Origin of the sequence: Streptomyces sp. NPDC046862, from assembly GCF_040704615.1 — a bacterium.
In the GTDB taxonomy this organism is placed as follows: Bacteria; Actinomycetota; Actinomycetes; order Streptomycetales; family Streptomycetaceae; genus Streptomyces.
The window spans coordinates 1-23,946 of record NZ_JBEYXP010000067.1 but is presented as its reverse complement, the minus strand read 5'-3'; the positions used below and the strand labels follow the sequence as shown (position 1 = coordinate 23,946).

General features: G+C 70.7%; 25 protein-coding genes and 1 pseudogene. 15 read left to right on the top strand and 11 right to left on the bottom strand.

From position 1 onward, the window contains the following. Positions 1-59 precede the first annotated feature (59 nt). Positions 60-569, bottom strand: coding sequence for a DinB family protein (locus AB0959_RS45945; protein WP_366832877.1), 510 nt, complete (start codon positions 567-569; stop codon positions 60-62). Positions 570-626: 57 nt separating this feature from the next. Next, positions 627-1,442, bottom strand: a complete 816-nt coding sequence (locus AB0959_RS45940; protein WP_366832876.1) for an SAM-dependent methyltransferase — start codon at positions 1,440-1,442, stop codon at positions 627-629. Between the two features lie 234 nt (positions 1,443-1,676). Here AB0959_RS45940 and AB0959_RS45935 point away from each other — a divergent pair, with 234 nt between their 5' ends. The 3 genes from AB0959_RS45935 (at position 1,677) to AB0959_RS45925 (ending at position 3,203) form a co-directional block, all read left to right on the top strand. Continuing rightward, positions 1,677-2,288 carry a hypothetical protein gene (locus AB0959_RS45935; RefSeq protein WP_366832875.1) on the top strand — a complete coding sequence of 204 codons (612 nt, stop codon included), beginning with the start codon at positions 1,677-1,679 and terminating at the stop codon, positions 2,286-2,288. Positions 2,289-2,361: 73 nt separating this feature from the next. Beyond that, a complete protein-coding gene (locus AB0959_RS45930; RefSeq protein ID WP_366832874.1) occupies positions 2,362-2,838 on the top strand; it encodes a methyltransferase domain-containing protein in 477 nt (158 codons plus the stop codon). Continuing rightward, positions 2,832-3,203: a hypothetical protein gene (locus AB0959_RS45925; protein ID WP_366832873.1), complete on the top strand. Its 372-nt coding sequence runs from the start codon at positions 2,832-2,834 to the stop codon at positions 3,201-3,203. The genes AB0959_RS45930 and AB0959_RS45925 overlap by 7 nt, the downstream gene beginning before the upstream one ends. Here AB0959_RS45925 and AB0959_RS45920 read toward each other — a convergent pair. Both AB0959_RS45920 and AB0959_RS45915 read right to left on the bottom strand, forming a co-directional pair. Beyond that, the gene (locus AB0959_RS45920; RefSeq protein ID WP_366832872.1) at positions 3,191-4,039 is read right to left on the bottom strand and encodes a class II aldolase/adducin family protein; all 849 of its coding nucleotides are present in this window, start codon (positions 4,037-4,039) and stop codon (positions 3,191-3,193) included. The genes AB0959_RS45925 and AB0959_RS45920 overlap by 13 nt on opposite strands. Positions 4,040-4,062: 23 nt before the next feature. Beyond that, positions 4,063-5,592, bottom strand: a complete 1,530-nt coding sequence (locus AB0959_RS45915) for a sodium:solute symporter (protein ID WP_366832871.1) — start codon at positions 5,590-5,592, stop codon at positions 4,063-4,065. A gap of 277 nt (positions 5,593-5,869) precedes the next feature. On the opposite strand from AB0959_RS45915, the gene AB0959_RS45910 reads away from it, so the two are divergent. After that, on the top strand, positions 5,870-7,615 hold the full coding sequence (locus AB0959_RS45910) for a PucR family transcriptional regulator (protein ID WP_366832870.1): 1,746 nt from the start codon (positions 5,870-5,872) through the stop codon (positions 7,613-7,615). A 60-nt stretch (positions 7,616-7,675) separates the two neighbouring features. Next, positions 7,676-8,575, top strand: a complete 900-nt coding sequence (locus AB0959_RS45905; RefSeq protein ID WP_366832869.1) for a virginiamycin B lyase — start codon at positions 7,676-7,678, stop codon at positions 8,573-8,575. Between the two features lie 11 nt (positions 8,576-8,586). Here AB0959_RS45905 and AB0959_RS45900 read toward each other — a convergent pair whose 3' ends face one another. Beyond that, complete coding sequence (locus tag AB0959_RS45900; RefSeq protein WP_366832868.1) at positions 8,587-9,690, bottom strand: DUF4037 domain-containing protein; 1,104 nt, start codon at positions 9,688-9,690, stop codon at positions 8,587-8,589. A 251-nt stretch (positions 9,691-9,941) separates the two neighbouring features. On the opposite strand from AB0959_RS45900, the gene AB0959_RS45895 reads away from it, so the two are divergent. The 8 genes from AB0959_RS45895 to AB0959_RS45860 all read left to right on the top strand — a co-directional run bounded on the left by AB0959_RS45895 (position 9,942) and on the right by AB0959_RS45860 (position 16,245). Then, positions 9,942-11,087, top strand: a complete 1,146-nt coding sequence (locus AB0959_RS45895; protein ID WP_366832867.1) for a SchA/CurD-like domain-containing protein — start codon at positions 9,942-9,944, stop codon at positions 11,085-11,087. Between the two features lie 73 nt (positions 11,088-11,160). Then, the gene (locus tag AB0959_RS45890; RefSeq protein WP_366832865.1) at positions 11,161-11,577 is read left to right on the top strand and encodes a cupin domain-containing protein; all 417 of its coding nucleotides are present in this window, start codon (positions 11,161-11,163) and stop codon (positions 11,575-11,577) included. After that, complete coding sequence (locus AB0959_RS45885; protein ID WP_366832864.1) at positions 11,574-12,842, top strand: beta-ketoacyl-[acyl-carrier-protein] synthase family protein; 1,269 nt, start codon at positions 11,574-11,576, stop codon at positions 12,840-12,842. The genes AB0959_RS45890 and AB0959_RS45885 overlap by 4 nt, the downstream gene beginning before the upstream one ends. After that, the gene (locus AB0959_RS45880; protein ID WP_366832863.1) at positions 12,839-14,092 is read left to right on the top strand and encodes a ketosynthase chain-length factor; all 1,254 of its coding nucleotides are present in this window, start codon (positions 12,839-12,841) and stop codon (positions 14,090-14,092) included. Before AB0959_RS45885 ends, AB0959_RS45880 begins: the two co-directional genes overlap by 4 nt. 14 nt (positions 14,093-14,106) lie before the next feature. Further along, on the top strand, positions 14,107-14,376 hold the full coding sequence (locus tag AB0959_RS45875) for an acyl carrier protein (RefSeq protein WP_366832862.1): 270 nt from the start codon (positions 14,107-14,109) through the stop codon (positions 14,374-14,376). A 1-nt stretch (position 14,377) separates the two neighbouring features. Further along, positions 14,378-14,857 (top strand): SRPBCC family protein, encoded by a 480-nt coding sequence (locus AB0959_RS45870; protein ID WP_366832861.1) that lies wholly within the window; start codon positions 14,378-14,380, stop codon positions 14,855-14,857. A gap of 22 nt (positions 14,858-14,879) precedes the next feature. Then, complete coding sequence (locus tag AB0959_RS45865) at positions 14,880-15,212, top strand: TcmI family type II polyketide cyclase (protein WP_366832860.1); 333 nt, start codon at positions 14,880-14,882, stop codon at positions 15,210-15,212. A 109-nt stretch (positions 15,213-15,321) separates the two neighbouring features. Continuing rightward, positions 15,322-16,245, top strand: a complete 924-nt coding sequence (locus AB0959_RS45860) for an alkaline phosphatase family protein (protein ID WP_366832859.1) — start codon at positions 15,322-15,324, stop codon at positions 16,243-16,245. 63 nt (positions 16,246-16,308) lie between these two features. On the opposite strand, the gene glpK is transcribed toward AB0959_RS45860, so the two are convergent. Next, positions 16,309-17,823, bottom strand: coding sequence for a glycerol kinase GlpK (gene glpK, locus AB0959_RS45855; RefSeq protein WP_366832857.1), 1,515 nt, complete (start codon positions 17,821-17,823; stop codon positions 16,309-16,311). Positions 17,824-18,171: 348 nt separating this feature from the next. Between glpK and AB0959_RS45850 the strand changes: the two genes are divergently transcribed. Continuing rightward, entirely contained in the window at positions 18,172-18,372 is a 201-nt protein-coding gene (locus AB0959_RS45850) for a hypothetical protein (RefSeq protein WP_366832856.1), read from the top strand. Between the two features lie 141 nt (positions 18,373-18,513). Here AB0959_RS45850 and AB0959_RS45845 read toward each other — a convergent pair whose 3' ends face one another. From AB0959_RS45845 to AB0959_RS45830, 4 genes are all read right to left on the bottom strand, one after another. Further along, positions 18,514-19,722 (bottom strand): MFS transporter, encoded by a 1,209-nt coding sequence (locus tag AB0959_RS45845; protein ID WP_366832907.1) that lies wholly within the window; start codon positions 19,720-19,722, stop codon positions 18,514-18,516. Between the two features lie 155 nt (positions 19,723-19,877). Beyond that, positions 19,878-21,185, bottom strand: coding sequence for an SGNH/GDSL hydrolase family protein (locus AB0959_RS45840; RefSeq protein WP_366832855.1), 1,308 nt, complete (start codon positions 21,183-21,185; stop codon positions 19,878-19,880). A 409-nt stretch (positions 21,186-21,594) separates the two neighbouring features. Further along, the gene (locus tag AB0959_RS45835) at positions 21,595-21,876 is read right to left on the bottom strand and encodes an EamA family transporter (protein ID WP_366832854.1); all 282 of its coding nucleotides are present in this window, start codon (positions 21,874-21,876) and stop codon (positions 21,595-21,597) included. Then, on the bottom strand, positions 21,852-22,433 hold the full coding sequence (locus AB0959_RS45830) for a hypothetical protein (RefSeq protein WP_366832853.1): 582 nt from the start codon (positions 22,431-22,433) through the stop codon (positions 21,852-21,854). The genes AB0959_RS45835 and AB0959_RS45830 overlap by 25 nt, the downstream gene beginning before the upstream one ends. 172 nt (positions 22,434-22,605) lie before the next feature. Here AB0959_RS45830 and AB0959_RS45825 point away from each other — a divergent pair, with 172 nt between their 5' ends. Continuing rightward, the gene (locus tag AB0959_RS45825) at positions 22,606-23,352 is read left to right on the top strand and encodes an aminoglycoside phosphotransferase family protein (RefSeq protein ID WP_366832852.1); all 747 of its coding nucleotides are present in this window, start codon (positions 22,606-22,608) and stop codon (positions 23,350-23,352) included. Positions 23,353-23,395: 43 nt separating this feature from the next. On the opposite strand, the pseudogene AB0959_RS45820 reads toward AB0959_RS45825, so the two are convergent. Next, positions 23,396-23,711 (bottom strand): annotated as a pseudogene (locus AB0959_RS45820) (IS5/IS1182 family transposase); the annotation flags it as partial. Positions 23,712-23,946: the final 235 nt, after the last annotated feature.

Here is a 23,946-nt window from a genome sequence, read left to right as displayed (position 1 = left end):
CACGTTCCGCCGGTTAGCCCGAAGACGGCCTGGACCACCCCGGCGGTGGCCCAACGGGCTCAGGCGCCCACGGTCCCGTCGACGCCTTCCCGCAGGAAGTCCGCGTGCCCGTTGTGGCGGCCGTACTCCAGGAGCACGTGCACCATGACCATCCGCAGCGACACCTCCTCGCCCCACCTCGGCTGGTACCCGGCCAGGTCCAGGGACTCGGCCTCCCGCTCGATACGGCGCGAGTTCGCCACCTCCGCCTCCCAGGCCGCGAACGCCTCGGCCCTGGTCGACGCGCTCGCGTCGTACGCCGCCTGGAAGTCGATCTCGTCGGACCAGACCATGGGCGCCTCGTTGTCCTCGAACACGCGGCGGAACCAGGCGCGTTCCACCTCCGCCATGTGCCGTACCAGCCCGAGCAGCGACAGCGTGGACGGCGGCATCGACCGCAGCCGCAGTTCCTCGTCGGTCAGCCCTTCGCACTTCATGGCGAGGGTCGCGCGATGGTAGTCGAGGAAAGCCCGCAGCGTGTCGCGTTCGCTTCCGAAATGGGGCGGTCCTGTGCGCTTGTCGCTGGTCACTGGGCGTGCTCCTGATCGGTACCTGTATGGGCGGTCAGTATCCACTCCGGAGGGAGGTCATGGCTTGCGGGCGAGGCCGCCGTGCTCGCCGACGGGTTCCGGAGCGGGGGAGGCGGGCTCCGGGCGCCACAGGGAGACCGATACGACCCCGGGGTCGATGAGGTGCAGGCCGTCGAAGAAGGCGGTGATCTGGTCGACGGTGCGCAGGATGTACGGGACGGCGCCGGACGCGTTGTAGGCGTCCTGGGCCTGCTCGAAGGCCGGGTCGGTGCCCCGCGAACCGTCGTTGACGGAGAGGTGGCTGCCGGACGGCAGCGCGTCCATCAGGTGGGCGACGACCGAGCGGGCCTGATCGTGGTCGGCGATGTGACCGAGGATGTTGCTGAGGATGAGAGCGGTGGGCCGGGTGAGGTCCAGCGTTCCCGCGGCGGCCGCCAGGATGCGCTCGGGGTCCAGCAGGTCGGCGTCGATGTAGGAGGTCGCGCCCTCGGGCGTCGAACGGAGCAGGGTACGGGCGTGCGCGAGGACCATCGGGTCCTTGTCGGCGTAGACGATTCTGCTCTCCGGGGCGAGCCGTTGGGCGACCTCGTGGGTGTTGTCCACGGTGGGCAGCCCGGTCCCGATGTCCAGGAACTGCCGTATGCCTGCCTCGGCGACCAGATAGGTGATGTTGCGGCGCAGGAAGGCGCGGCTGCCGCGGGCGATGGTCACGATGCCCGGGAAGACGGCGGTGTACGCGTCCCCGGCTTCACGGTCGACGGGGTAGTTGTCCTTCCCGCCCAGCCAGTAGTTCCAGATCCGGGCCGAGTGCGGCACCGAGGTGTCGATCCTCTGATGTGCCGCTGGTGGGGGAGTGGTCGCAGCGTCGCCCATGGGTACCGTCCGTTGTCAGCCGGGGCATGGATGGTTCAGCGCACAACGTACGTCCCAACGGCACGGCTGAGTAGACCGGTTCGCGTTGCCGGTTCGGTGGAGTGGTGGTCTGCCGGGACGGAGAGTCCGGGCCGGACACCAGGGCTCCCGTGGATTTGACCTGCTCCAACCGGCCTGGGCAAGATCGCCGGCAGTCAGCCGGGCATGAGCAGGGGACACGGGGGAGGGCCTGCGGTGAAGACGGACGTGCGTGACGGAGGGTATCCGCGGAAGACCGGATCGGACGGGACCGGGCGGGGCGGCGGAGCGGGTGCGCACCTGACCGGTACCCGGCGGGGCGTCGGCAGCCGCGTGGGAGCCGGAGTGCTGGGTGTCCTGGTTCTGCTTCTCGGCCTGATCCTCGTCGCCGTGGGCTATGAGGACGGCCCGGCGAAGGTGGCCGACGGCACGCCCGGGACGATCACCATCGCCCGGTGCGGCAAGGACGACGGCCGGCGCGACGTGGAGTGTTCGGGCACCTTCCGCTCCGACGACGGCCGACTGCGCTACGACGTGGAGGACTTCGAGCCCGGCGCGGACCACGGCAAGGGCGAGAAGGTTCAGGCGATGGCGTTCAGCCCGACGTGGTTCAAGCCCGGCACCGCGGCGTCGTTCTACGTCGAGGGTGCGCGAGCCTGGTGCATAGCTGTGGCGATGTTCGGTGTGGCGGCGCTCATGCTGAGCCAGGCCTTCGGCTCCCGCACCCGCCCGGTGCGACGCGGGATGGCCGTCACCGGCATCGGCATGCTCTTCGGCGGTTTGCTGGGCTGCGGCCTCTGCGTGGCCGTGAACTCCGTGCTTCTGTAGGGGGTTTCGGCCGCCGTACGACGGAGCCGCGCCGCGGGCCGTCCTGTGCCGGGGTGATGGCATGGTCAGCGAGGTGACATTCGAGCCCGGCCTGTACCAGGGCACTGCCGACTACTACGACCGGTTCCGGCTGCCCTACCCGGACGCGATGATCGCCGATCTCGCGCGCCGGGCAGCACCCTCGGGGCGCGGCCGCCTGCTCGACCTGGCCTGCGGCACCGGTCAGCTCGCCTTTCCGCTGAGCGGCCGGTTCGCGGACGTATGGGCCGTTGACGCCGAACCCGGCATGACCGAGAAGGTCCGGGCCAGGGCGAGCGCCGCGGGCGCGGCCCACATCCGGACGGTCACCGCCGGTGCCGAGGACTTGCATGCCGGGCCGGCCGGCTTCGAGCTGATCGTCATCGGCAACGCCTTCCGCCGGCTGCGACGCGCCGTGGTCGCCGAGCGCGCCCAGGCCTGGCTCGAGCCAGGCGCTGCCTCGCGCTGTGCTGGTCGACCTCCCCGTGGACAGGCCCCCGCGACTGGCAGCGGGCGCTCGACGGCGTGCTGAGCAAGTGGCGGGACGCTCTCGGCGCGTCCGGTCGCGTTCCGGCCGGCTGGGAGCAGTCACGGCACAGGACCCCCGACGGTGACGTGTTGTCGCGTGCCGGGTTCGCTGCCGCCGGACGCCACGAGTTCTCCGTCGAGCACCATTGGACGATCCGCGAACTCGCCGGGCACATCCGGTCGACCTCCTTTCTGCCGCCCGCGGTGCTCGCGGACCACGCCGCCGAGTTCGACGCCGACCTCGCCGCCGAACTCGGCCACCACACCGTGGGCGACCGCCTCACCGAAACGGTCTCCTTCGCCTACGAACTGGCCCGCAAGCCGGCGGCGTCGGGGCCCGCGGCACACGGAGGTGATCAGTCCGCGTAGTCGGGGGCGACGCGTTTCACCAGCCGGAGCAGGGCCTGCCAGGCCAGGTCGTACGCATGGTCGTCCTGAAGGTCGGAGCCGTGTTCCTCACCGCGCAGTTGGCGCCCGGTGCGCTCGCACACCTCGGCGGGCGGCAGCTTCAGCGGGACGCCGCCGGCCTGGGCGGTGACCTGGATCTCGCAGGCCTTCTCCAGGTAGTACATGCGCAAGAAGGCCTGGGCGGCCGTCTCACCGACGGTGAGGAGGCCGTGGTTGCGCAGGATCAGCGCCGGGTGGTCACCGATGTCGGCGACAAGGCGCCGCTGCTCGTCGAGGTTGAGGGCCACGCCCTCGTAGTCGTGGTAGCCGACTCGGTCGTGGAACTCCATGGACATCTGGTTGACCGGCAGCAGCCCGGCCCGCTGGGCGGCGACGGCGCAGCCGGCCTTGGTGTGGGTGTGCAGCACGCAGTGGGCGTCGGACCGCGCGGCGTGGATCGCGCTGTGGATGACGAACCCGGCGGGATTGACCGGGTACGGGGTCGGCTCGACGGGGTTGCCGTCGAGGTCGATCTTGACGAGGTTCGAGGCGGTGATCTCCTCGAACAGCAGCCCGTAGGGGTTGATGAGGAAGTGGTGGCCGGGGCCGGGCAGCCGCAGCGAGATGTGGGTGAAGATCAGGTCGGTCATGCGGAAGTGCGCCACGAGCCGGTAGACGGCGGCCAGTTCGCGCCGCAGGCGTTGCTCTTCGTCGCTGTGGTGCCGTTGTCCGGCCGGGACGGGCGTGGCCGGTGCGGCGGTGGGGGTTGCGGCGGTGCGGGCTGCGGCGGTTTCGGCGGTCGTGCCGCTGGTGGCCATGGAACTGGGCTCCTGTCGGTGTGTCAGAGGGAGGTGGCTGCCGGCTGGGGCTGAGTGGCCGGACCGGTGTCGGGATCGGTGGCCTGCCCGGCGAGGCGGCGACGCCACTGTGCGAGGACGCGCGCATCGGTGGGCCGGGTGGTGAGGCTGACCACGATGTAGGCCACCAGGCTGGCGGCCAGGCCGTAGTAGATGGGTTCGTTGGCGAGCATGCCCTCGGCGGCCATGAGGGCGATGACGGTGATGCTGCCGGCGGTCATGGCCGCGAGCGCCCCGGGGAGGTTGCCGCGCTTCCAGACCAGGCCCCCGAGGATGGGCACCAGCAGGCCTCCGACCAGCAGGTTGTAGGCCACGGTGAGCGCTGCGAGGACATCGTCGAGCAGGCAGGCCAGAGCGATGGACACCATGCCGAGGATGATGATGGCGAGCCGGTTGGAGGCCACCTCGTCGTGATCGGCGACCTGGTCGTGGTACGCGACCTCGTCGTGGTGCTGGCCGGTCCGCCGGCGGTCGGCGCGTCCGCCGAGGGCACGCAGCCGGTGCCAGAGGTCGTTGTTGGCCACGGTGGCGGAGGCGATCAGGGCGCCGCTTGCGGTGGACATCATGGCGGACAGGGCGGCGGCCAGCACCAGGCCTTTGACACCGGTCGGCAGGGTACTCCTGACGATGGTCGCGAAGGCGCTGTCGGGGTCGGCCAGGCCGGGGTGGAGGATCTTGGTGGCCATACCGATCACGGCACCGGCCAGCGCGTAGAGCAGGCAGTACAGGCCCGCGACGGTGCCGCCCCAGGAAGCGACCTTGTCGCTGCGGGCGGTGAAGACGCGCTGCCAGATGTCCTGGCCGATCAGCATGCCGAACGTGTAGATCAGCACGTAGGTGAGGATGCTCTCCCCGCCCATCGAGCCGAACGAGAGGTAGCTGTCGGGTAGTTGGGCGGAGAGCTGGGTGAAGCCACCCGCCTTGATGACCGCGACCGGAAGCAGCACCACGAGAACGCCGATGCTCTTGACCACGAACTGCACCATGTCGGTGAGGGTGATCGACCACATGCCGCCGAGGGCGGAGTAGCCGACCACGATCGTGCCCCCGATGACCACGGCGGCCCAGCGGGGCACGTCGAAGAGAACGTCGAAGACGGTGGCGTAGGCGATGGTGGACGTGACGGCGAGCATCAGGGTGTAGACCCACATCACCAGACCGGAGATGACGCTCGCCGAGTCGCCGTAGCGAAGGCACAGCATGTCGGCGACGGTGTAGACCCGCAGACGGGCGATGCGCGCGGAGAAGCCGATGCTCAAGGCCAGCAGTCCGAAGCCGATGGCGAAGACCATCCAGGCGCCGGACAGGCCGTAGGTGTAGCCGAGGCGCACACCACCGATCGTGGACGCGCCGCCGATGACCACGGCGGCCATGGTGCCGGTGTACATGGCCGGGCCCAGACGCCGTCCGGCGACGAGGAAGTCGCTGGTTGAACGGGCGCGTCTCTTGCCCCACCAGCCGACGGCGGCGATGCCCAGCAGATATCCGATGATCACTACGTAGTCGACGCCCATGACGTTCTCCGGTCCTTGTGTTCGTGTGACTCATGAGGGGAGCGGCTGCACGCAGGGCCGGGTGAGGCGGCGGCTTGCTACTCGGGGGCGACGGGCGGGCTCGGCCACGGTAAGGAGGGTGGTGCCGGTGCGGAAGACGTATGCCCGGTGCCCGTTGGGTGTTCGGCAACCGTAGGCCGACGGGTCCTGACGTCACAGTGGCGGATCTGTCTCATATCCTGACCGCCAGGAGATGAATCATCCCGCCGGTGGGACACGTCGATCCGAGGAACCGCTCATGCCGCCGACCAGCCCCAGCCCCAGCCCCACCCCTCCACCGACCAACCCGACCAGCGCTGTCCCGTCCGCGCCGGGTGCGCCCACCGTCTCCCTGAGCACCCTGCTCGCCGACGCCGACCTGGGCCTGCGACAGGTCGCGGGGCCCGGGGAGGACCGTCTCGTCGGCACGATCGGCACCACGGAGCTGGAAGACCCGGCTCCCTACCTGCTCGGCGGGGAACTCCTGCTCATCGCCGGCGTCCGTCTCCCGGAGACGGCCGACGGCATCGACGCCTACGTACGGCGCGTCGTCCAGGCGGGCATCGCGGCACTCGGCTTCGGTGTCGCCCCCGTTCACGATGAGGTTCCGCCCGCCCTGGTCGCCGCCTGTGACCGGCACGGGCTGCCCCTGCTGCGGATTCCGCCCGGGACGCCGTTCGTAGCGGTCAACCACGCCGCCCACGCGGCCATGGCCGAGGCCCGGCATCAGGAACTCCGCCAGATCTCCGAGGCTCAGGCCGCCCTCGCCACGGCCGCGGCCCGCCCCGACGCGCTGAAGTCGGTCCTGCACCAGCTCGCCGCACGCCTCGGCGCCTGGGCCGTCCTCCTGGACCCGCTCGGCAACGAACTCCTCGCGGCCGGCAACCGGCCGGAGGCGTCCGCAGCGGTCCAACTGCGCGCACTCGTCGCACGCACCACCGCCCACGCGCGCACCCGATCCACCGCTGGGCGGCCGCAGCCGCCGACAGCGGCGGCCGAGCATCACGCCGAGTTCCACCTCACCGTGCACACCCTCCCCGCGGAGAACGCCGACGGCCCGTTCGTCCTCGGCGTCTCAGCCACCTCGGCGCCCACCGCCGTGCACCGCTCCGTGATCGGCAGCGCGCTCGTCCTGCTGTCCCTGCTCACCACTCCGCGGCACGCCCTGGGCACCGACAGCCGAGGCGCCTCGGCCCTGGTCCGCCTGATGCTCGGTCAAAGCCCTCTGGACGTGGCCCCGCTCCTGTCGTCGACCGCGCCGACCGCGGACAGCTGGGTCGTGGTCCACGGCCGCCTCACCGGGCCGGCCCCCTGGGCAACGTCGCGCCCCGGCGGCGACCCCGTGCAACTGGCCGCCCTCGGCACCGCCCTGACCACCCCCTACCTCGACCTCGACGGCATCAGCCTGCGCGCCCTCGTCCCCGTCACCACCCAGGCGCCGCTACCGGACCTCGCCCCGGTCGCCCGCCTCGGCTGGACCCTCGGCGTCAGCTCACCCGTCGCCGCCGCCGACCTCGCGATCGCCGACCGGCAGGCGGGCCGCATGCTGCGCCACGCGGTTGCCACCGGTACGTCCTCGGCACAGCACCGCACGCAGGACCTGACCATGCACTCCCTGGTCAGCCCGGGCGATGCCGCGGCACTCGCACAGGCCCGCTTCGCCCCCTTCACCGAAGCACCCGCGCCCGGCCCCGCCGTTCTGCTGGAGACCCTGCGCACCTGGCTCGCCCACCACGGCAGCTGGGACCGGACCGCCGCCGCCCTGGAACTCCACCGCAACACCGTGCGCCGACGCATCGCCAAGGCAGCCGAACTCCTCGACGCCGACCTTCAGGACCTCGACGTCCGGATGGAGCTCTGGTTCGCCCTCCGCTGGCTGCCCGGCGAGCGATCCGCCAAGCCGGCCACCGGGGAGATCCAGCAGGAGCCGTTGAGCGGGCGAAAAGCGGTTGCCGTTACCGCCAACGCGCAGGCAGGGTGCGGTGATGGCCCGGACAGGCGGTGATGGTCAGGACAGAGAGCCAACCCCCTCGTTGAGCGATCCCTGTCCTCGCAAGGAGTTGCAGTGCAGCATTCGGAAGTGCCGGTCGTCACGGAGATCCCCATAGCGGGCAAGGAGGCCGGCCCCTACGGCATCACACTCGGCCCTGACGGAGCCCTGTGGCTCACCTTCGCTCAGAGTGGCCGCGTCGCGCGCCTGACACTCGACTCCGAACTCATGGAGTACCCCCTGGATTCGCCCACCTGCCGTCCTACGGTCATCGCCGCCGGACCCGACGGGGCGCTGTGGTTCACCCGGTACCAGGACCACCGGATCGGCCGCATCACCGTCGACGGAGCGGCGGAAGCCTTTGATCTGCCGACGCCCGACAGCGGACCCTACGGCATCACCGCGGGTCCGGACGGTGCGGTGTGGTTCACGCTGATCAACGCCGACCGTGTCGGTCGCATCAGCGGCGAAGGAGACGTCACCGAGTTCCCGCTCCCCGTCGAGGGCGCCTACCCCTCGGCGATCACCGCGGGCCCTGACGGAGCCCTCTGGTTCACCCTGAACCAGGCGAACGCGATCGGCCGCATCACCGTCGACGGCGATGTCACCCTTCACCCGCTGCCCACCCCGGGCGCCGCACCGGTGGGCATCACCAGTGACGGCGTCGCCCTGTGGTTCGTCGAGATCGCGGCGGGACAGATCGGCAGGATCTCGGTCGACGGCGAGATCGAGGAGTTCCCGCTCCCCGACCGCACGGCCAAACCGCACGCCATCGTCGCGGCCGCCGCCGGGGACTGCTGGTTCACCGAGTGGGGAGCCAACCGCGTGGGGCACATCACCGACCGCGGCGAGATCTCCGAGTACGACATTCCGACCCCGTCGTCCGAACCGCACGGCATCACCGTGGGCCCCGACGGGGCGATCTGGGCGGCCCTCGAGACGGGAGGCGTCGTACGCGTGGCACCGACGCCGTAGCGGGCCCCGGTTCACCCGACGCCGTGCGTCGCGGCCCGGATCGCGCGGCGCTGGTCGAGCAGGTCGGTACTGTCGGCCCACTGGTCGACGTTTCCCACCAGCGGCAACGTGCACAGGTCCGGGTCCGTGACGGTGCGCGCGAGTGCCTGCGCGAATCGGTCGGCGTGCAGGACCAGGAAAGGGCGCGAGTAGTAGCTCCGACGCCCCGGGTCCACCGGCGCGATGAGTCCTGACGCGTTCTGCAGTGAGGCGACGGCCTCGTAGGCGTCGCACAGGTGCGCCTCGCGGGCCGGGTAGTCCGTCGCCGACAGCACACCGCGCAACGCCGGGGTGAGCGACTCGGCCACCGACAGTCTGCCGAACGCGCTGCCGAGCCACTTGCCGTACGGGGCGTAGCGGCGCTCCAGCAGCAGGCACAGACACATCAGGTCGCGCACCAGACGGGCGGCCACGACGGCGGACCCGATGTCGTCACCGACTTCCGCGCACCGCCCCACGAACGCCTCCTCCCGCGACACGCGCTGCCACTGGCACGCCAACAGGTACCGCCACACCTGCTCCGGGTACCACTCCAGCCCGCGCCGGCGGTCGCTGAGCGTGCCGGGCTCGTCGTGGAACACCGCCCCACCGGTGGTCTCGGCGAGCCGCTGCTGCGGTACGGCAAGCCAGTCACGGACGCTCAGCGTCACCTCGGCCCCACCCACTCCGAGCTGCGCGGCCAGCCATCCGTCCACGTCGAACACGTCCACGCGGTGGTTGACCGGGCCATCGGTCGGCTGCATGCGGCCGACCGGGTCCAGCGGGTCGTCGCTCTCCTGGAAGTGGGTGGGCCAGCCCCGAACCTGTTTCGGCAGCCGCTCGGCCAAGGTGCGGCGGATGTCCGCACCATGCCGTGCGTGCTCCTCGGCGGTCAGGAAGATCTCCAGCCGCGGCCCCCACTCGTGGTCTGCGGACCGCGGGGTGTCGAAGCCCAGCACCTCGGACCCGCCGCCGACCCGCGCGGCCGCGTACCGCAGCCCCGGAAAGGCCTCCCGGAGGATCGGTCGCACCGCCTCCTCGTACAGGATCCTGGACAGCTCGATGCCGGGCAGGAACCTGGCGCCGGAGATCGTCATGACCCCACTGTGCTGGAGCGCCTCGCCCAGGGGCCACCGAATTCCGCACCGCCCGGGTGCTACGGCCGAAGCACTGAGCGGGCGCCGCGCGACGGGCTTCAAGGGCGGCGCACGCACGCTCCTGGGGTTCACCCGCATGGCCCGGCTGGTTCGCGGTGTCGCACGGCACGACACACGATCGTTGCGATGCGACCGATACGCGCTCAGGTGTTGCGGCGGTCCGCCCCGTTCCACAGGAAGAGGTGTGCCGGATGGCAATCTCCCCAGCCGTTTCGGTGATCCCGGACGGCGTCTCCACCACAGCGTTCGACGGGTCCCGAGTGCGGGTTGTGCTGATGCTGGACATCCATGACGGAACCCAGCAGGAGTTCCTCGCCGCCTACGAGCACATGTGCGACCAGGTCGCCTCCGTGCCCGGCCACATCAGCGACCAGCTCTGCCAGTCCCTCGAGAACCCCACCCAATGGCTCATCACCAGTGAGTGGGAGAGCGCACCGCCCTTCCTCGCGTGGGTCAACAGCGAGGACCACCTGGAGATGGTCAAGCCCCTGCAGAACTGTGTCCGTGACACCCGGGCCATGCGGTACACCGTCCTGCGAGAGACCTCCGGCAAGAACCACAAGGCGCGTAGCGCGTCCCGGCAACGGCTGCAGTCCGCGCCGCGCCTGGGCGGCAACACGGTCCGGCAGGCGCTGACCTTCACGGTCAAGCGCGGCAGCGAGGCCAAGGTCGCGGAGATCCTGTCCGGTTACGACTCGCCCGAGGCCCAGGTGGACGACACCACCCGGCTGCTGCGTACCTCACTGTTCATGCACGGCAACCGTGTCGTCCGAGCGATCGAGGTCCAGGGCGACATGCAGGCCGCGCTGCGGCACGTCGCCCGGCAGCCCGAGATCCGCGCCGTCGAGCAGGCCCTCGACCCCTATCTGGAACAGGAACGGGACCTCAGCGACCCGCAGTCCGCCCGGCTGTTCTTCACCCGCGCAGCGGTCCCCGCCGTCCATCACGTGGCCTCCGGCCGCCGGGAGGGCCTGCACGTGCAGCGGTGCGCGTTCTCCTACCCGGCGATGCCCGGGAACGGCCACGCACTGGCCATGCTTCTGGCACAGCAGGACGTGGCCTCCATGAGCGACCCGTCCGGCCCGGTCCTCGCCTGCACCGTCTTCCACCGCGACGACCTCGTCGTCCGGCTCGTCGACATGGAGGACGAACCGGAGAACTCGCCCGGAGCCGCGCTGGCCCTGCACACGTCCGCCGTCGTCGCCGAGGCGGGGAGTCTGCTCGACGCCGGAGCACTCGGCCTCGGCGAGGCCCCGACGGACGACGGGGCACTGCCGCGGCTCTTCACCCGCGCCCGCATGAAGCCCCTCACCGACCGCCGGGCACCGGCCTCCTGACCCCGGCTGCTGTCCGCCGCAGCCCACCGCAGCATCTCGTCCCGCACCTTCGCATCCTGCTCCGGAGACCGACATGGCAGAACAGCACGCACGCATCGTCGACCTCGACGACATCGCGCCCAACCGCCGGCGAGGCGGCGACCTCCGTGCCCTCCTCACGCCCACCACGGTGGGGTCGACCAGCGGATTCATGGGCGTGGCCATCGTGCAGCCCGGGGAGCGCATCGGCGAGCACTACCACCCGTACTCCGAGGAGTTCGTGTACATCACCGACGGCGCCCTCGAAGTGGACCTGGAGGGCGAGCCCCACACCCTCCGGCCCGGTCAGGGGCTTCTGATCCCGCTGAACACCCGGCACCGCTTCCGCAACGTCGGCGACACCGAGGCCCGCATGGTCTTCCACCTGGGCCCGCTGGCTCCCCGCCCGGAACTCGGCCATGTCGACACGGAGGAGACGGAAGGAACCGCGCGGGCCGAGGTGGTCTCATGAACCGGCGGGTGGCCGTCACCGGCGTGGGTGTCGTCGCCCCCGGCGGAATCGGCATATCCCAGTTCTGGGACCTGCTGTCCAACGGGCGTACGGCGACCCGCCGGATATCCCTCTTCGACCCGGCGAGCCTGCGCTCACAGATCGCGGCCGAGTGCGACTTCGACCCGTCGGCGCACGGTCTGGACCACGAGGACACCCAACGGTGCGACAGATACGTACAGTTCGCGCTGGTCGCAGCCCGCGAGGCGGTCCGGGACGCGGACCTCGACCTCCAGCGGACCGACCCCTGGAGGATGGGGGCAAGCCTCGGCAGCGCGGTGGGCGGCACCACACGCCTGGAACACGACTACGTCCTCGTCAGCGCGAACGGCGCGCGGTGGGACGTCGACGACCGGCGGGCGGAGCCGTCACTGCACCGGGCCTTCACCCCGAGCACCCTCGCCTCCGCGGTCGCCGAGGAGTTCGGCGCCCACGGTCCCGTACAGACTGTCTCCACGGGGTGCACGTCCGGGCTGGACGCGGTCGGATACGCCTACCACGCCATAGCCGAGGGCCGCGTCGACGTATGCCTCGCCGGCGCCGCGGACTCCCCGATCTCGCCGATCACGATGGCGTGCTTCGACGCCATCAAGGCGACCTCCCCGAACAACGACGACGCCGCGCACGCCTCCCGCCCCTTCGACGCCCGCCGCGACGGGTTCGTCATGGGAGAAGGCGCCGCGGTACTGGTCCTGGAGGACCTCGAACACGCGCGTGCCCGTGGGGCGGAGGTGTACTGCGAGATCGCCGGCTACGCGACGTATGGCAACGCCTACCACATGACCGGGCTCACCAAGGAGGGCCTGGAGATGTCGCGGGCGATCGACGGCGCACTCGACCAGGCCCGCGTCAACGGCTCCGACATCGACTACGTCAACGCGCACGGCTCGGGCACCAAGCAGAACGACCGGCACGAGACCGCGGCGGTCAAACGGTCACTGGGCGACCACGCCTACGCGACGCCGATGAGCTCGATCAAGTCCATGGTGGGCCACTCGCTCGGAGCGATCGGCTCCATCGAGGTCGCGGCCTGCGTCCTGGCCCTGTCCCACCAGGTGGTACCACCGACGGCCAACTACGAGACCCCGGACCCCGAATGCGACCTGGACTACGTGCCCCGCGCGGCACGCGAGCGGAAGCTGCGCCACGTGCTGTCGGTGGGCAGCGGCTTCGGCGGGTTCCAGTCCGCGGTCGTGCTGACCGGCCCGGAGGGGAGGCGGCAGTGAGCAGTCAACGTCCCAGGCGCAACGCGGTCGTCACCGGCCTCGGCGTGGTGACACCCCACGGGATCGGTACCGAGGTGTTCTGGAAGACCGTCGAGGAGGGCGGCAGCAGCCTCGCGCCCGTCGGCAAGGAAGGATGCGCGCACCTTCCCCTGCGGATCGCGGGCGAGGTACGCGACTTCGACGCGGACGCCCTGATCGAGGGAACGTTCCTCGTCCAGACCGACAGGTTCACGCACTTCGCGATGGCGGCGGCCCAACTGGCCCTGAACGACGCGGGTTTCGGGCACGCCGACATCGACTCGCCCTACTCGGTCGGGGTGTTCACCGCCGCGGGCTCCGGCGGCGGTGAGTTCGGTCAGCGCGAACTCCAGAAGCTGTGGGGACAGGGATCGCGCTACGTCGGCCCCTACCAGTCGATCGCGTGGTTCTACGCGGCCAGCACGGGGCAGATCTCGATCAGCAACGGCTTCAAGGGCCCCTGCGGTGTCGTGGCGAGCGACGAAGCCGGTGGCCTGGACGCCCTGGCACACGCCGCCCAGGCCGTGCGGCGCGGCACCGACGCGGTCGTCGTCGGCGCGACCGAGGCCCCGCTGGCCCCGTACTCGATCGTCTGCCAGCTGGGCTACCCCGAGCTCAGCCGCAGCGCCGACCCGCAACGCGCCTACCGGCCCTTCACCACCGCCGCCTGCGGGTTCGTGCCCGCAGAGGGCGGAGCCATGCTCGTGGTGGAGGAGGAGCGGACGGCGCGTGAACGAGGGGTCACCCCACGAGCGACGGTGGCAGGCCACGCGGCGACGTTCACCGGAGCCTCCCGTTGGGAGGACTCCCGCGCCGGGCTGGCCCGGGCGATCAGCGGCGCGCTGGCGGAGGCCGACTGCCGCCCGGAGGACGTGGACATCGTGTTCGCGGACGCCCTCGGCGTGCCCGAGGCCGACCAGGCCGAGGCACTGGCCCTCACCGACGCACTCGGCCCGCATGCCCGGCGCGTGCCGGTCACCGCTCCCAAGACGGGAACGGGACGTGCGTACTGCGCGGCACCGGTGCTCGACGTGGCGACGGCGGTGCTCGCGATGGAGCACGGGGTGATCCCGCCCACGCCCAACGTCTTCGACATCTGCCACCACATCGACCTGGTGGTGGGCCGTCCACGCCCTGCCGAACTGCGCACGGCACTGGTGCTCAGCCGCGGACTCATGGGCTTCAACTCGGCGCTCGTCCTGCGTCCGGGCACCGCTTCGCCCTCCGATTGAAGGAGTACATCCCTATGACCGACCAAGTGGACCACCAGGTGACGATCGAGGATCTGGCCGAGCTGATGAAGCGTTCGGCCGGAGTGAGCGTCGATCCCCTCATCCTCGAGGAGGAGGCGGGTTCGGGCTGGGACACCTTCGGCCTGGACTCCCTCGGCCTCCTCGGCATCGTGGCCGAACTGGAGAAACGCCACGGCATGGGTCTGCCCGAGCAGATGGAGCGTTGCAAGACGCCCGAAGAGTTCCTCGCCGTGGTGAACGGCGTCCTGGCGAAGGGAGCATGACATGGCCGGCCACACCGAGAACGAGATCACCATCGCGGCACCCCTGGACCTGGTCTGGGACATGACCAACGACATCCAGAACTGGCCGCGGCTGTTCAGCGAGTACTCCTCCGTCGAGGTGCTCGACCGCGACGGCCACCGCACGACGTTCCGGCTCACCATGTACCCCGACGACGAGGGACGGGTGTGGAGCTGGGTGTCCGAACGCGTGGCGGATCCCGTGACGCGGTCCGTCTGGGCCCATCGCGTCGAGACCGGCCCCTTCGAATACATGAAGATCCGCTGGGAGTACACCGAGACACCTCACGGCACCCGGATGGACTGGATCCAGGACTTCGCGATGAAGCCGGACGCACCCGTCGACGACGACGCGATGACGGAGATCATCAACCGCAACTCCCGCAAGCAGATGGCCCTCATCCGCGACCGGATCGAGCGGGCCGCGGGCGAACGGCACGGCGCCGCGGTCCTCACCGACTGACCTGACCGAAGGGGACTCCCTGATGCACCACACCCTGATCGTCGCCCGCATGGCGCCCGGCGCCGCATCGGACATCGCCAAGGTCTTCGCCGAGTCGGACCGCGGCGAACTGCCCCACCTCGCGGGAGTCGCCCGGCGCAGCCTCTTCGAGTTCGGCGATGTGTACCTGCACCTCATCGAGAGCGAACGCGACCCTGCCCCCACCATCGCCAAGCTGGCCGGCCACCCGGAGTTCCGCGACGTCAGCGAACGGCTCGCCCCGTATGTCTCCGCCTACGACCCGGAGCACTGGCGCAGCCCCAAGGACGCAATGGCACGGTGCTTCTACCGCTGGGAACGGGAGGGTGCGGGCTGACGTGTGATGACGTGGGAGGGGACGGGCGATCTCCAGCAGGGGGCAGCCGGCCAGGACGGAAGGCCGACTGCCCCCTGCGCATGCCTGCTCCGAGCCGTATAGTTCCGCCATGCCTCGCGCGCATCGCCCCACCCCGCACGGCAAGGTGCTCGTCGTCGGTATGGACGGGTTGCGCTACGACCGGCTGACCCGGTCGCCGTCCGTCGCGCCCGTCCTGCACGGTCTGCTGGCCTCGGGCGCCCACGGCACCAGCCTGTTGCCCTACGGCGAGGTGGACGGCCATGCCGACGGCGGCCCGTCGACCAGCATGGCCTACACCGACTCCGGGCCCGGTTGGTCGAGCGTGCTCACCGGGGTGTGGCCCGACCGGCACGGGGTGACCGGCAACGACTTCACCGGTGCCGACTACCTGCGTTACCCCGACTTCCTCACCCGCGCGGCCACCGTGCGTCCCGGTCTGCGCACCGCGGCCGCGGTGTCCTGGGCGGAACTGGTACGCCGCGGCACGCTCGGCTCCGCCATCGGCCACCTCGTGCATTACGACGGCGACCGCGACGGCTACGGATCCTCGGACGCCCTCGTCACCGACAACGTCGTGCGCCGGCTCACCGAGGACGACCCGGACGCCGTGTTCGTCTACTTGGGCGCCACCGACGAGGCCGGCCACGACACAGGACCCCTCAGTCCCGCCTACGACCAGGCTCTGCTGGACCAGGACGCCCACCTCGGGCGCCTTCTGGAGGCGATACAAGCCCGCCGCTCCCGTCCCGATCGCGCCGACGAGCACTGGACCGTGCTGGTCACCACGGACCACGGCCATCTCGACGGCGGCGGCCACGGCGGCGACACCCGCGCCGAGCGGGAGGTCTTCGTCATCCTCGCCGAACCCGGGACACCGGCCGGCACGCGCCTCGACGAGCCCCGGCTCATCGACATAGCCCCAACGGTCCTGGACCGTCTCGGCATCGACCTCGACCCCGAGTGGCAGCTTCAAGGCCGGGCGCTGCCCGGGGGCTCCATCGCGCCGTACTGAGAAAGAACACTCGGCCGGGCTCCAGCCCGGCCGAGTGCGCGGTTCATGGTGGTGGGAGGTGTGTTACTCGACCTCGACCCAGTCGAGGCTGCGTTCCACCGCCTTCTTCCAGCCCGCGTAGCCCTTCTCGCGCTCCTCGTCGTTCCACTGCGGGTCCCACCGTTTCGACTCGTGCCAGTGCTGGCGGAGTTCGTCGGTGTTCTGCCAGAAGCCGGTGGCGAGTCCCGCCGCGTACGCCGCGCCGAGCGCGGTGGTCTCGGCGACGACCGGGCGGCTGACCGGTACGCCGAGGACGTCGGCCTGGATCTGCATGCACAGGTCGTTGGCGGTGACGCCGCCGTCGACCCGCAGCACGTCGAGCGTCACCCCGGAGTCCCGCTCCATGGCCTCGGCGACGTCGCGGCTCTGGTAGCAGATGGCCTCGAGGGTCGCCCGGGCGAGGTGGCCGCTGGTGTGGTACCGGGCGAGGCCGACGATCGCGCCGCGGGCGTCGGAGCGCCAGTACGGCGCGAACAGACCGGAGAAGGCCGGCACGAAGTAGATGCCGCCGTTGTCCTCCACCTGCCGGGCCAGCGTCTCGATCTCCGGCGCGGAGGAGATGATCCGCATCTGGTCCCGGAGCCACTGGACGGCGGACCCGGTGACCGCCATCGAGCCCTCCAGCGCGTACACCGCGGGCGCGTCCCCGAACTGGTAGCACAGCGTGGTCAGCAGACCACTGCTGGAGCGGACGATCTCCGTGCCCGTGTTGAGGACCAGGAAGTTGCCGGTGCCGTAGGTGTTCTTGGCCTCGCCCGGGCTGAAGCAGACCTGGCCGACCGTGGCCGCCTGCTGGTCCCCGAGGACACCGGTGATGGGCACCGCGGTGCGCAGCGGACGGCTGGTGCGGGTGGTCCCGAACGCCTCCGCGTGCGAGGACGGCTTGATGGCCGGGAGCATGGCGCGCGGGATGCCGAAGACGTCGAGCAACTCGTCGTCCCAGTCGAGGGTCTCGAGGTTCATCAGCATCGTGCGGCTGGCGTTGGTGACGTCCGTCGCGTGGATGCCGCCGCTCGGGCCGCCGGTGAGGTTCCACAGAACCCAGGCATCCGTGTTTCCGAAGAGGGCCCGCCCGTTCTCGGCGGCCTCCCGGACACCGTCGACGTTCTCCAGGACCCACTTGATCTTGCCGCCGGAGAAGTACGTCGCCGGCGGCAGACCCGTCTTGCGCCGGATGAGGTCGCCGTGCTCGCGTTCCAGCGCCGCCGCGATGGAGTCGGTGCGGGTGTCCTGCCAGACGATCGCGTTGTAGTACGGCTGACCGGTGCTGGGATCCCAGATGACCGTGGTCTCCCGCTGGTTGGTGATTCCGATCGCCACCAGGTCGTCGGCGGACAGCTCGCCCAGGCGGAGGGCGTTCTGGATCGTGGAGTTCGTGCGTTCCCAGATCTCCACGGGGTCGTGCTCGACCCATCCGGAGCGCGGGAAGATCTGCTCGTGTTCGAGCTGGTGACGCGCGACCTCGTTGCCGTCGTGGTCGAAGATCATGAAACGGGTGCTGGTGGTGCCTTGGTCCACTGCACCGACGAACTCAGGCATGGCAGCCCCTTTCACTCGCCCGGCGCGGGCACCCGGCGGATCTGGTCGCGGAAGGTGTGGCGGCGAACTCGGCCGAGAGTTCCCCGATGAGACGTGTTCCGGAAGTGGATTCCGGCATGTTCCACACCTCCCGCAAGGTGGGCAGAGCGCACTGCGATCACGTACCGGAATCGTCTCCGGCGCGGACGCGCGCTGCATCAACACGTGAGCCATTCGGGTGAACCGGGCCCTGGGGCCTGGGCCAGGATGTTCGGAACGGGTGGTCAGGCCCCGAAGGGCGGCGCCTGAGCGGTGGTGCAAACGGGTGACGTGGGGCAGCCTGTCCGCGGTTGGGTCGTTGATGCGGTCATGAACGTCTTCGGTGACAAACCCGACCCGGGTCCCGATGAGCGGCTAGCCGGCCTGGAGGAGCACACCTGCGTCTGGTGCGTGCAGCTGCGGGACACCGACGCCCGGGCCGGGCAGACGCCGACAGCCGGGAAACGTCCACCCGCGCCCTGGATGGTGCCGCTGGGGCTGCCCCCGCGTCCGGCCCGGACCGACCGGTGAGGGCCATGAGGACGGTGATGGTCGCCCTGACCGCCGTCACGATCGTCGCCTCGGCGGTGTGGGTCGTCATGACGGGATGAGCCCACGGCGTCCGGTGCCCTCGTCCACCACTTCGCGCCTGCCATGACGGCGGGCAGCCCGTCATGGGGTCTGCCGCGCGGGGGACCTGGCTTGGCGGGCGGCGACGGCCATGACGACGACGGAGGTCAGGGCGATGCCGGCGCCGACGTAGAGGGGCGCGGTGTAGCCGAGGCCCGCGGAGATGGCCAGGCCCCCCAGCCAGGCACCCAGGGCGTTGCCGACGTTGGACGCGGACACGTTGGCGCTGGCGGCCAGCGCCGCCCCGTGGGCGGCGTCGGTGACGCGAGTGATCATGCCGGGCACGCCGGCGAATCCGAACAGACCCATCAGAAACACCAGGATCACCGACGCGATGGGACTGCCGGCCAGCAGCCCGAACACGGCCAGAGTGACGGTGAGTCCCAGCAGGGCGAGGACCAGAGTACGGTCACGGTCACGGTCGGCGGCTCGCCCGCCGATCAGATTCCCGACGACCAGACCGACGCCGTACACCATCAACAGCCAGGCGACATCCCCCGGGGAGAAACCACCGACCTCGGTGAACGTGTACGCGATGTAGCTGAACGCGCCGAACATCCCGCCGTAGCCGAGCGCGGTGGCCGTCAGCGTCAACCAGACCTGCGAGGAACGGAACGCGCGGACCTGGTCCCGCAAGCCGGTGGGCGGTACCGGTGCCGGCACCCGACCTGAGGGGCCTGCCCCTGTCGGCGACGGCGCCCGGCCCGCCCAGGCGGGGACGAGAGCGACGATTCCCGCCAGCGCGAGCACGCCGATTCCGGTTACCGCCCAGAAAGCCGCCCTCCAGCCCCAGCGCTCACCGACCAGCGCGCCGAACGGCACTCCCAGCACGTTCGCGACGGTCAGCCCGGCGAACATGACCGCCACCGCGCGGGACTTCTTCTCCGGCGCGACCAGACTACGAGCGACCAGCGAACCGATCCCGAAGTACGAACCGTGGCACAGCGCCGCGACGATCCGCCCGAGCATCATCACCGGGTAGCTCGTCGCGACAGCGGACAACAGGTTGCCGAGGACGAACAACGCCACCAGGCCGACCAGGACTCCCTTGCGAGGCAGTCGCGTCGTTGCCGCGGTCAGCGCGATCGCTCCGACCGCGACACTCAACGCGTACCCGGAGATCAGCCGGCCCGCCGCCGCCTCGGACACCGCGAAACTCGACGCCACCTGCGGCAGCAGCCCGGCGATCAGGAACTCGGTCAGACCGATACCGAAACCGCCGAGTGCCAGCGCGACGAGCCCGCTCGGCATCCGTCGCTGCCCGATCGCGCGCCTGGCCGAAGTCGCAGTCACCGACCGTGAATTGCTCATGGCCCCCACCCTGACGCCCGGCGGCGGGCCGGTCCATGGACAAAGATCGGCGGCACTTGGACGAAAGTGAGGGCGGGCGTCTCCGCGCCGCCCGGTCAGCGGAAGAGGTCGAGGGGCACGGCCCGGGCCATCGCGGCCATGCCCGCGTCGTTCGGGTGGAGGTGGTCGCCGCTGTCGTACGCCGGGAGCAGCCGGCCGGGGTGCTCGGGGTCGCGCACCGCCCGGTCGAAGTCGACGACCCCGTCGTACGCACCGCTGGTGCGGATCCACCGGTTGACGGTCTTCCGGGCCGCCTCACGCTCGGGCGTGTAAAAGTTCAGGGTGTCGCCCTCGAACGGCAGGATCGTGGCGCCGAAGATCTTCAGCCCATGGGCGTGGGCGCGCCGGATGAGCTTCCGGTACCCGGCGATGAGGTCCGCGGCCGTGACCTCCTCGTCAGCGGGGGCGATGTTCCCCGGGTGGCCGAGGTCGTTGACGCCGATCAGGACGATCGCGTAGCGGGCGCCCGGCTGGGAGGTGACGTCGCGGTCGAAGCGTTTGAGGCCGGCCTCGCCGAAGTACGCGGCGTACGCCTCGGCCGGGTTGCCCGCGGGCGGATTCGGGTCGCGCAACAGGCGGTTGCCCCCGATGCCCGTGTTCAGGACGCCGATCCGGGCCAGACCGGGGTCCTGGCGCAGGCGCTCGGCCAGCAGGTCGGGCCAGCGGTGGTTGGCGCCGGTCTCCGTGACGGCGCCGTCGGTGATCGAATCCCCGAACGCGACCAGGGAGGAACGCGCGGCACCGCCGGTCACGCTCACCCCGGACAGGAAGTACCAGCTCGTCGTGGTCGTCGTCGGTTCCACGCTCGGCTTGCCCGCGACGTTGCCGGCGGCGACGTACGTTTCCTCGAAGGCCCCGGAGTGGACGGTCGTCGCACGCGTCCGTTGCGGTAGGTGCAGGCTGACGACCAGGTCCGCAGCGGCGGGGGTGCGCAGGGCGACCGGGTCGCTCCAGCGCCGCTCGCCCGGAGCGAGAGTGACGGACGATCGGCCGCCGAAGCGCAGGACGCGGTCGCTGTCCGGGACGATCTCGGTGCCCGTCGGTCCGTCGGCGCCGCGCGCGAGGTGCGCCTCGCCGACGACCAGGGGCTCGGTGCCGTACTCGTTGGTCAGCCGTACCCGGACCGTGTGTCCGGGGACGCTGGGGTGCACGACCTGACGGACGGTCTGGTCCGTGAAGACGGTGTCCGCGCCGGCCGGAACCCCGCTCACCCCCGATGCCCAGGTCCCGGTCCAGAGCCTGTCCGGGCTCGGCGGCGCGGCGGTCGAGGAAGGCGTCGTCAACAGTGCGAGCAGTCCGGTGAGCAGGGCGGCGACAAGGGCGAGCAGCGGGCCTGGGGCGCGGCGGGGCAGGCGTGCGAGCACGGGCCGTCGTTCCTTCCGTGTGCGGGACGGGACTCGGAAACCAGGGACCAAGTGTGAGCATGTCAGCTCCGCTCGGTGCGGGGTGCCCGAACGCGTGCTCTCGGCCGTCGCTATGGCCGGTAAGTGCCAAGAATGATGAGAAAAGGAAAAGACAAGGAGATCCAACTCCCCAGCTTGTCGACCGGCCGCACTGGGCCGTCCGAGTGGCCGAGCTGGGCATCGGGGCGGCACACGACGGCCCGACGCCGACGTTCGACCCTGTCCACCGCGCTCACCACGGGCCTCGCCCGTGCCCGCGTCTCATGTGTCAGGGCCGTGGCCGGCACGATCCGTACCGACGGGTCGACGGTGGCCGCGAGGATGCTTCTCGACACGGACAGCCGGGGGAGACCGCCCCTGTCCGCGTGAACTAGACGTCCGTGCGGGTGCCGCGCGCGGCGCCCGCCGATGCGGCCACCACGCACAGCACCGCGATCCACTGCGACCACAGCAGCGACTCCTGGAGCACCACGAGGCCGATGAGGGCCGCCATCGCCGGTTCGAGGCTCATCAGGATGCCGAACACGCGCGGTGGGATCTTGCGCAGTGCTTCCAGATCCAGCGAGTACGGGATCACCGACGACAACAGCGCCACGCCGAGCCCCGCGATCAGGACCCACGGCTGCATCAGCGCCGTTCCGCTGTCGGCCACGCCGAACGGAACGGCCACCAGTGCCGCGACGGCCATTCCCAGGGCCAGACCGTTGCCTTCCGTGGTGTGGCGGCCAGCGCCGCGCCGACCAGGACGTACAGGCCCCAGCACGTTCCCGCGGCGAGGGCGAACAGAAGCCCGACGAGGTTGCGGTCGCCGCCTCCGTCCATCAACAGCACCACTCCGCCTGCCGCCAGCACGGCCCAGAACGCGTCCAGCCATCGCCTCGACCCGGCCAGGGCCACCGCCAGCGGCCCGAGGAACTCGACGGTCACCGCGATCCCCAGTGGGATCCGGGCCAGCGCCAGGTAGAAGCACAGGTTCATCAAGCCGAGAGTCACGCCGTAGCCGAGCACCACAGTCCATGCGCGTCGGTTCATGCGCAGCGACGGCCGCCACAGCAGCATCAGAACCGCCGCCGCGAAGAACAGGCGCAACGCGACTGTCCCGAAGCTGCCCACCGCGCTGAACAGGTGCTTGGCCGACGCCGAGCCCACCTGCACGCTGACGATGCCGAGCAGTACCAGTGCCGTTGGCGGGATCACGCCGCGCGTCACATGATTTCCCGGCTTCCGAGACGGGACCTCACTGGATGCCGAGTGGTGGGCTTGACCTGGTCAGAGGTCGGTGTCGTGCACGAGGCCGCTGGGTAGCGGGTGGCGGTCAGCCGCGTAATCGCACGCGAAAACCCGGCGACGTCGGCGATCATCCCCGGGATACTGGTCGCCCATGGACGAGATCAAAGTCGTTGTCGCCCATTCCGAGCGCGCGACTCTGCGCGTCGGCGACGTGTTCCTGAAGGTGGACGCCGATCAGGCGCGCATCGACGTCGAGGTCGAGGCGATGTCCCTCGCGCCGGTCCCGACCCCGGAGGTCCTGTGGCACAAGCCGCCCGTGCTCGCGATCGGCGCACTCCCCGGGACGACGCTTGGGCGCCTCGGCGGGCCGTCGACCGGGTCGCCGACGGCGTGGGCCGCGGCGGGCGCCGCCATCCGGAAGCTGCACGACGCGCCGCTGCCGTCCCGTCCCGGCCGGGCCGGCCGGAGCATCGTCGCGCTGGCGGCGGAACTCGACGACGAGTGCGAGTTGCTCGTGACGAACGGCGTCCTGCCGGCCGACCTGGTCACCCGCAACCGCCAGGTCGCCGAGGCCGCGCTCCGGCCGTGGACTCCGGCGTTCACGCACGGCGACCTGCAGATCGCGCACGTCTTCGTCGACGGCGACGAGGTCACGGGCATCATCGACTGGTCCGAGGCGGGCCAGGGTGATGCCCTGTACGACCTCGCCACCTTCACGCTCGGACACGAGGAGCACCTCGACGACGTCATCGCCGGCTATGGCAGCGACATCGACCTCGACGTGCTCCACGCGTGGTGGTCGTTGCGGAGCCTGCTGGCGGTTCGCTGGCTGATCGAGCACGGCTTCGACCCCTTCGCGCCGGGCTGTGAGGTCGACGTACTGAGATCCCGGATGTGAGGCCGCGCGGGCCCGACTGTCCGAGGGTGACGAACGCGTGCAGGCCCAGGCCGGAGCCGTGCCCGGTGCCGCGCCGGGCGAGGTGCGGGGTGATCTGGAACCGGCGGACCTTGTCCCGGTAGACCTCGTGGTCATGGCGGCGGTCGGCGTACAGGTGCTCGGGGCGGCGCAGTGGCTGTCCGTGCTTGCCGCGGATCGGCGGGACGGCCGGGATCAGCGGGATCAGTCGGGTGACGTCGTCGCGGTTGCCGCCGGTGGTGATTGCCGCGAGCGGGATGTCGTGCGCCTCGACGATCAGGTGGTGCCTGCTGCCGGCCTCGTTCCAGTCCCGCAGCCGGTCGCCGGCAGGTCATCCCGGAGCCGAAGCCAAGCTCCTGGGGCAGAAACTCCCAGCGGATCCTCTTGTACGACACGAACAGGATCCCGCACAGCACCTTTACGGTCTGGCAGCGGTCTTCCTCGTCCGAAGTCCGGAAACCTCCTTTTGATAGGAGTCGTTAGAGAGCATCTGATCAGTGTTCACGCCGATGCGAGTGGGATGTCCGTTTCGATTCGCCACGTTGGTGCGGATTCCCCGGTCAGCTCGCGGGACAT